This is a genomic window from Paraburkholderia gardini, from assembly GCF_907164545.1.
Classification (GTDB): domain Bacteria; phylum Pseudomonadota; class Gammaproteobacteria; order Burkholderiales; family Burkholderiaceae; genus Paraburkholderia; species Paraburkholderia gardini.
The window spans coordinates 66,623-74,614 of sequence record NZ_CAJQZB010000034.1 but is presented as its reverse complement, the minus strand read 5'-3'; the positions used below and the strand labels follow the sequence as shown (position 1 = coordinate 74,614).

At 63.0% G+C, this 7,992-nt stretch carries 9 protein-coding genes and 1 tRNA gene; 1 reads left to right on the top strand and 9 read right to left on the bottom strand.

Going from position 1 to position 7,992, the window contains the following annotated elements:
- Nucleotides 1-65: 65 nt before the first annotated feature.
- The 8 genes from LPA37_RS21405 to LPA37_RS21370 form a co-directional block, all read right to left on the bottom strand.
- Complete coding sequence (locus LPA37_RS21405) at nucleotides 66-1,631, bottom strand: methyl-accepting chemotaxis protein (protein ID WP_228984152.1); 1,566 nt, start codon at nucleotides 1,629-1,631, stop codon at nucleotides 66-68.
- 380 nt (nucleotides 1,632-2,011) lie between these two features.
- Nucleotides 2,012-2,608: a DUF2239 family protein gene (locus LPA37_RS21400; protein ID WP_229013666.1), complete on the bottom strand. Its 597-nt coding sequence runs from the start codon at nucleotides 2,606-2,608 to the stop codon at nucleotides 2,012-2,014.
- A 323-nt stretch (nucleotides 2,609-2,931) separates the two neighbouring features.
- Nucleotides 2,932-3,150 (bottom strand): DUF6900 domain-containing protein, encoded by a 219-nt coding sequence (locus tag LPA37_RS21395; RefSeq protein WP_228980224.1) that lies wholly within the window; start codon nucleotides 3,148-3,150, stop codon nucleotides 2,932-2,934.
- A gap of 513 nt (nucleotides 3,151-3,663) precedes the next feature.
- Nucleotides 3,664-3,739, bottom strand: a tRNA-Ala gene (locus LPA37_RS21390).
- Between the two features lie 66 nt (nucleotides 3,740-3,805).
- On the bottom strand, nucleotides 3,806-4,183 hold the full coding sequence (locus LPA37_RS21385) for a c-type cytochrome (protein WP_407672591.1): 378 nt from the start codon (nucleotides 4,181-4,183) through the stop codon (nucleotides 3,806-3,808).
- Entirely contained in the window at nucleotides 4,180-4,977 is a 798-nt protein-coding gene (locus LPA37_RS21380) for a BON domain-containing protein (protein ID WP_229013665.1), read from the bottom strand. Before LPA37_RS21380 ends, LPA37_RS21385 begins: the two co-directional genes overlap by 4 nt.
- Nucleotides 4,978-4,995: 18 nt before the next feature.
- A complete protein-coding gene (locus LPA37_RS21375) occupies nucleotides 4,996-5,583 on the bottom strand; it encodes a phosphoheptose isomerase (RefSeq protein WP_228980207.1) in 588 nt (195 codons plus the stop codon).
- 192 nt (nucleotides 5,584-5,775) lie between these two features.
- Nucleotides 5,776-6,216: a YraN family protein gene (locus tag LPA37_RS21370; RefSeq protein WP_407672594.1), complete on the bottom strand. Its 441-nt coding sequence runs from the start codon at nucleotides 6,214-6,216 to the stop codon at nucleotides 5,776-5,778.
- Between the two features lie 37 nt (nucleotides 6,217-6,253).
- On the opposite strand from LPA37_RS21370, the gene rsmI reads away from it, so the two are divergent.
- Complete coding sequence (gene rsmI, locus LPA37_RS21365) at nucleotides 6,254-7,150, top strand: 16S rRNA (cytidine(1402)-2'-O)-methyltransferase (protein ID WP_228980203.1); 897 nt, start codon at nucleotides 6,254-6,256, stop codon at nucleotides 7,148-7,150.
- A gap of 49 nt (nucleotides 7,151-7,199) precedes the next feature.
- On the opposite strand, the gene LPA37_RS21360 is transcribed toward rsmI, so the two are convergent.
- Entirely contained in the window at nucleotides 7,200-7,808 is a 609-nt protein-coding gene (locus LPA37_RS21360) for a septal ring lytic transglycosylase RlpA family protein (RefSeq protein WP_407672590.1), read from the bottom strand.
- Nucleotides 7,809-7,992 lie beyond the last annotated feature (184 nt).

Here is a 7,992-nt window from a genome sequence, read left to right as displayed (position 1 = left end):
CGGCTTGGGGGGGGGGGCTCCACCAACTTTTCTCCGGCGGGCGCCGGCCCCGCGCGATCCGGCAATCAGGCCGCGCGCGCCTTCACGGTGAACACTGAAACGGCCGACTTCAACTGCTGCGCCTGATCCGCCATCGAACCTGCAGCCGCGGCCGCCTGTTCGACGAGCGCGGCGTTCTGTTGCGTCACCTGGTCCATCTGCGCGACCGCGCGGTTGACCTGTTCGATGCCGGTGCTCTGCTCGGTCGATGCAGCCGAAATCTCGCCCATGATGTCGTTCATACGTTTGACCGCGTGCGTCACCTCGGTCATCGTCCGGCCCGCGCGCTCGGCCAGTTCGGCGCCGCTGTCGACACGCGTCGTCGAGTTCTCGATCAGCTCCTTGATTTCCTTCGCCGAGAGCGCGCTGCGCTGCGCGAGCGAGCGCACTTCGCCCGCGACGACCGCGAAGCCACGACCCTGCTCGCCTGCCCGAGCCGCTTCGACGGCCGCGTTCAACGCGAGGATGTTGGTCTGAAACGCGATGCCCTCGATCACGGCAATGATGTCCGTCATCCGTTTTGAGCCTGCCGCCAGATCGCGCATCGTATCGACAACATCGTTCACCAGCACGCTGCCGCGCGCCGCCACTTCCGCTGCGCCGTGCGCGACGCCGCTTGCCTGCTGCGCGTTGTCCGCGTTCTGCCGCACGGTCGCGGTGAGCTGCTCCATGCTCGATGCGGTTTCTTCGAGCGAAGCCGCCTGCTCTTCCGTGCGCTGCGAGAGATCGGCATTGCCCTGCGCGATTTCACCCGAGGCAATCAGGATCGATTCGCTCGACGTACTGATGCCGCCGACGATGCCCGCCAGCCGCTCGCGCATGTTGCCGAGCGCGAAGAGCAGACTGTCGTTGTCGCCCGCGCGGGTGTCGACGCGCACGGCGAGATCGCCGGCGGCGATGCGATTCGCGATGTCAGCCGCGTAATCCGGCTCGCCGCCGAGTTGCCGCGACAGACGCCGCGCGATCAGCCATGCGAGCACCATGCCCACGATCATCGACGCGAGCACCAGCGCGATCATGATGACGCGCATGCGTTCGTAGCGGGCGGTGGCGTCCGCCTGCGCATCGGTTGAGCGCTGACGTCGATATTCGATGACGACGGTGATGCGCTCGCGCATCGCGACGCTCGCCGCGATCGCACGGCGCACGAGCTCCGCGTTGTCGACGCCCGCCGGAACCGGATCGAGGCCGATCTGCTGACGCACAATCCCTTCCCAGACCGTGTTCGCTTTCATCACGTCGTCGAGCAATGTCTGGCCCTTGCTGGTCGTGATGGTCGCGGCGAAGCTGTCGAACGCCGAGTGCATCTCCTTCAGCGAGCCGACGATCTCGTCTTTCAGACGCTGGCGGCCCGCATCGTCGGATGCGTAGCCGAGATTCGCGGCGGCGAGATCCGTGTCGACCTTGTGGCGGTTCGCCTCTTCCATCCAGTAGAGGCCATCCATGTACCGGCCACCGATTGCCTCCGTGAGCCCGTGCAGCGCCGACAGCGCCGTCATACCCGCGACGCCGGTCACGACACCAAAGCCCGTGACGAGCGCAAACGCCAGCAGCAATTTTCTCAACACGGTCAACCGGTCAAACCATTTCATGTCATTCGCCTGTTTGTACATCTGGATCTGGAGAAGGTCTCTCACGCCACACACCATGCAGCGCGGATACCGCGCTCGTACGCCTTGTTTACGGCCAGGAGGGGGCTGACTTGACGCACGAATAGCCAGAATTCAAGTCTGCGAATGAAGCACGAAAGGTCCGCGAAAGCCAACCTCGATGTTCGGATCAGGCGTTCGTCCGATTGGGATTCATCTGATGTTTGAGGTACTCACGCGTGGCTACACTGCAACCGCTGCGTGATTCCATGTGTAACGTCAGCACTGTTGTAACTCTCCGACTTTCCGTTCACGCACTCGCTGCGTGAACGGTTTTTTTTGGTTCTTCGTTTCTTTCCCTTCTTTCGTTCCCCTACCGTGTTTCAGGCTGAAGCACGGAGCGCCGGCTCCGACAGACTCCGCGCGTGATCGCGAACGTCAGCGGGCCACTGCGCTGTCAGATCTTCGAAACGCGGGCGGTCGTTCGCAAAGAGCGCGCGCGTTGCGTCTTCGAATCCAGGCAGGTTGCCGGCCAGCGCCGTCATGAACCGATACGTCGCCTCCTGCGCCCGACGCGCGTGATCGCGGTCCTCATTTGCCGCACGCGCTGCGTCCACCAGCCTGCGTAGCGCAACCGACGCGCCGCCCGGCTGGCCGTTGAGCCAGTCCCAATGACGCGGCAGCAACGTCACCTCACGTGCGACGACACCAAGCTTCGGGCGCCCACGTCCGCGCGGCGCTTCTTCGTTCGTAGCCGGCGGCGGTGCTACTTCCACGCCTGGCAGTCGACCAATGACTTCATCGACCGAGCCGCGCAGATCGAACTCGACAGGCTGGCTCGTCACGCTGTCGAAAATCAGCACAGGCGCACTTTCGCCCCGGTCGACGACGGATTTCACAGCAATCGCCACGTCTTTCAGCGCGCCAGATGCAATACGGCGAACGCCTTCGAAAGCGATGCAGGTGACTGGACTGGTCATGCCGAACTCCCCTCATTGGATGAATTCGATAAATTATATCCGGGTTAAAATATGAAACGCAATAACATCCGGATAAAATAAATGACTGTCAGGCGTCCCGCGAGGGACTCGACGGCGCGTTCTTCCATTCGCACGTCGACCAGTTACGCGCGGAGCGATTGCGCCGGTGTCTTGGGCTTTTGGCTCGTAGAGCGCCGTGTCGGCGGCATCGGGCATGGCACGGCATCCCGAAGCGCTGCGTTTCCGTACTCGCGATGCCAATGCTGAGCGGATGGTCCGGAGCGCGAACTGGAAAAGCGGCCCAGTGCGGGCCGCCTTGTTCGTTACTCGCTGCAGCGCGTTTCGCTCGCGGCACGCACGATCTGAGCACCGACCAGCAATCCGGCGTCGTACGCGGCTTCGAGCGCGCATGCGAGATTTTCGATGCTGATTATGCGGAAATCCTCGGTCGGCTTGCCAGTCGGTTGCAGCAAAGAGATCCCCAGGGTTTCGTGGGCGATCGACTGCAGGAGTTCGAGACGTTCGTCGTTCACGGTATTCATGACGCCGCCCTCCAGTTATGCGATGTCTGGCTGACCCGATGCCGCGATGAAGCGGTTTTGCCCAGCGTGCATGGTGCGGCGTCAACGCGTTCGCAACGAGCCGCCCCCCTGCGGTTTAACGTCGCAGATGCGATGGACGCAATCACGCAGGCACAGCTTGCGTTCGGGGCGAACCACGATGAATGTACTGCGCCGGCCGCTGTGGCGTGGGCGCGGGGTGCCTGTTCCTGACAGGCCAGATGATATTGCATGCGGATTTTCATGATATTTCTCTCACAGGGAGAGATACGTTTTCCTCTCTTTATCTGATTGAAGTCATTGCGATTCCAAGCATAGAAGCCAGGAGGTGACGCAGTACGCGGTGCGCTGACGCAGGTCGACGCTCTATTCTATTTTTTACGTATGCGCGAATATCGCAGGGCTGCCGGATTCGGGGGATGAAATGCAAAAACCCCCGACAGCCATGGGCTGTCGGGGGTTTTTTTGATGCTGTGCTGGTGAGTGAATCCTGGGTGGTGGAGCGGATGAGGATCGAACTCACGACCTTCGCATTGCGAACGCGACGCTCTCCCAGCTGAGCTACCGCCCCAACGACTCATGATTTTAGCACAACGTTTTTCGGTTTTGCGACGCCTTCAACCAGCCTTGCGCCCCGTCATTTCGACGAAGGCGCGCCGGCCAGCACCCACTCGACCACCGCGCGGACATCCGCATCGCTCATCGACGGATGAGCCGGCATCGGAATCGCGCCCCAGACGCCGGACCCACCGTCTTTCACCTTCTTCACGAGTTTCGTGGTCGCGAGCGGGTCGCCCTTGTACCTGCTCGCGATCTGCCGGAACGACGGCCCGACGAGCTTGCGGTCGACGGTGTGGCATCCCATGCACGCGTTACCCTGCGCGACGGTCAACCCGCGTGGCGTGTCGGCCGCGAGCGCGGGTGCGGACACAAAAAGCGACGCGGCAAGGCTGACGCCAGCACACGCTGCGATCACGGCCGGTCCGCCGCGCATCAGGCGATCGGCCATCTTCACGGCGTGGTCGCGTTCGGATTACCCGGATGCACCGAATTCGAGTTCATCACGGGCGCCGGCGGCTGTGTGTCGAGCGGACGCGAAGTGACCGACGAATCCGGCACCGCGCCGACGGTCGGAGGGTTGACCGGCGGCTGCGCCGCATCCGTCCCGCTCGCTGCGGCCGCTGCAGCAGTGGCCGCGGCAGCTTCCTGCGGCAGGATGTACTGGAACACCTTCACAACCTGCGTGACACCTGACACGCGACTCGCGACGTCCGCACCGCGGTTGCCCTCGTCGACGGTAACGAGGCCCATCAGATAGATATTGCCCCGTTCGCAGACGACCTTGTAGTTGTTCGCCGAGATGTCCTTTTCGGCGATCAGCGCCGTCTTCACGCGGCCTTCCAGATACGTGTCGTTCGTGCGCGACGAGTACGAGCTTGCTGGTGCAATCGCCAGTTCGTTGACGATCGCGTTCACGTTGTTGATATTGCGCACGACGGCTTCGGCCTTCTGCTTCGACGCGTCGTCCGGCACTTCGCCGGTAATCAGCACGCGACGGTTGAACACGGTCACGTTGATATGCGACGAGTCCGGCACGTTGTCGCTGATCTGCGTGAGCGCCTTCACCTGAATCTCACGATCCTCGGTCTGCGCGCCCAGCGTGCGACGATCCGTGGCCACCAGCGCGCCGCCGCCCGCCGCGCCCGCCACAGCCAGGAAGCAGCCCTGCAGCGTCGCGGAGAGTCCCGCCGCGAAACCGACCACGAGGACAGTTCTCACCAGTGTTTTCTTGACGCGGAATGCGCTCATCAACCTGTTCCCCTTAGATTAGTCTTCGCCCAGCAACATGGCATCGATGCCATCGCACAGACAATGGACGGTCAGCAAATGCACTTCCTGAATACGTGCCGTTCTGTCGGACGGCACGCAGATGTGAATGTCGGTATCCGAAAGCATTTCGTTCATGCGCCCGCCGCCTTTCCCCGTGAGCGCGACGACGATCATTTCGCGCTCGTGCGCATCGTCGATGGCGGCGAGCACGTTCGCCGAATTGCCCGACGTGGTGATCGCGAGCAGGACGTCGCCAGGCTGGCCCAGCGCGCGGACCTGCTTCGAGAAAATCTGGTCGAACGAATAGTCGTTGGCAATCGCGGTGATCACCGACGAATCGGTGCTCAGCGCGATCGCCGGCAAACCTGGCCGCTCGCGTTCGAAGCGACCGATGAGTTCCGCGGCGAAGTGCTGCGCGTCCGCCGCCGAGCCACCGTTGCCACACGCAAGAATGCGATTGCCGTTGGCAAGCGCGGTGAACATCGTATCGACCGCCGCGGCGATCGGCATCGACAATGTTTCGAGTGCTTCGAGCTTGACTGCCGCGCTATCACGGAAGTGTTGTTGAATGCGTTCGACTGACATCGAGTCTCTATCTTGTACTGCAAATTTAGCCTGCATCGAGGCACGCAGGGATGCACGCGTCACATGATTCCGGCAATCCGGTCAACGCATGCGATGGGGACAACCATCATGGGCGCGACATCGTGCAAAACGATGGCAACCCGCACGCGTTCGCAAGTTTAGCGTACTCAGGCGCGCAATCAGAACGTTAGCTCACACTTCGTCGGCGCGAAACGCATCGCGCAACCACACAAGCCGCCCGGCTTCGAATGCAACCACGTCGAACCGGCACGCCGCAGTACCTGACGTGCGCGTTGCCAGATAGTGCTGCGCAGCGTGCACGATACGCCGCTTCTTCTGCCACCCGACGCTCGCCGCCGCGCCGCCATGGCGCCGCTGACTGCGCGCGCGAACCTCGACGAACACCAGCGTGCCATCGCGATCACGCATCACGAGGTCGATCTCGCCGCCTCGACACAACACGTTGCGCGCAACGAAGCGCAGACGCTGACGCTGCAGGAAAGTGAGCGCGTGCGCTTCGAATGCCGCTCCGACGACATTGGACCGCTGGTATCCTGAAAAGTTGTCCACGGCGCGGGGCGCACCGGTGTGTTCACGCGTGTGCCCCGGAACCTGGGGCTGCGCGTGGCACAATGTCGGCCTTGCTTCGTCTGTCTGTGTCTTCTGCTTCATGACTCCTCTCACCGAACTTGCGCAAGGGCAGCAATATCCTGCCGCCGCGCTGTATGTGGTCGCGACACCGATCGGCAACGTGGCCGACATCACGGTGCGCGCACTGCACGTGCTTGGACTCGTGGACCGCATCGCCGCCGAAGACACACGCAACACCGGCCAGCTCCTCGCGCGCTACGGCATCTCGAAGCCGCTCATTGCCGTGCATCAGCACAACGAAAGCGCCGCCGCGCACCGCGTGATCGAGCATCTGCAGGCGGGCGAACGCGTAGCCTGCGTGTCGGACGCGGGCACGCCCGGCATTTCGGACCCGGGCGCAAAACTCGTCGATGCGGTGCGCGAAGCCGGCTATCCCGTCATTCCACTGCCAGGCGCCAGCGCGCTTGCCACGGCACTGAGCGCCGCAGGCGACTGGGTTGCCACGTTCTCGTTTATCGGCTTTCTGCCGCCCAGGGCAAAGCAGCGCGCAGCCGCGCTCGCCGAACTTGCCGCTCACCCTTACGCGCTGGTGTTTTACGAAGCGCCGCATCGCATCGTCGAAACAGTCGAGGCGCTCGCCGAAGCATTCGGCGGTAGCCGCCGGCTGCTCATCGCACGTGAGCTGACGAAGTTACATGAGTCGCTACACCGCTGCACCCTGGCCGAAGGGCCAACGTGGCTGGCGGCCGATCCGAACCGTCAGCGCGGTGAGTTCGTGGTGGTGGTGGAAGGCGCACCGCGCGAAGCGTCGGGTGAGACCGATCACGATGCCCTGCTCAGCATCCTGATGGAAGAAATGTCGGTAAGCAGCGCCGCAAAAGTGGCGGCCGCCATCACGGGCACATCGCGCAACGCGCTGTACACGCGCGCGCTTGCGCTCAGGAAAGATCAAGGGCCGCACGGTGGCGGCCCTTAGTTGAAGCGTTCACTCGCTGACACAGGTTCAACGAACCCGTACTTCCAGCTTACTTGTCCGCGCCGGAGGGATTCATGGCCAGCGTTTCGTTATTCAGCGCGGCGCGCGCTTCCTGCGGCGACAACCCTTCAATCGTCACGCGCGCGGTGCCAACGTGCTCCATGTTGAGCGCCGTCGCAGCCGCATACGAAAGATCGATCACACGGCCGCGCACGAACGGACCGCGATCGTTGATGCGAACCACGACCGAGCGCGACGTCGCCGGATTCGTCACACGGACATAGGAACCGAGCGGCAGCGTCTTGTGCGCCGCGGTGAGCGCGTGCATGTTATAGCGCTCGCCATTGGCCGTCTTGCGGCCATGGAAGAAGCGGCCGTACCACGAGGCCCGTCCGGTCTGGTGGAAGTCCGAAACGTCGGGACTCTTGTCGTCGAGCGGCGTGGCATCGGCGAGCGACTTGCCGCCATCAGCGGACGGCTTGCCGAAGGTCGTAGTCGTACCGAACGACTGCGGCACGCCGTTGCTGGCCGTGCGCGCATCCTTCGTGGCCAGCGGCGCGCCGCTGGTCTGGGTGGCCGGACCAGGTGGCATCGCGCACCCGGTCATGACCAGAAAAGCCAAAAGACTCCCGATACGTCGAGGTAGTCGAGTGTTCATAAGACGTGTATTCACATTGTCGAGCCGCATCTCGCGATCGCTGCGAGTTGCCTGCGACTCCGGCGGCAAGGACAAAGCAAAACGCTGCGCCTTTTTGCGCAGAGCTTCGAAAGCCCGGATGCGACATACTCTGCCGCTACCGCACGGTTAGTTTTCACGTCTGGCGCAACCTGTCCCCGGCAGC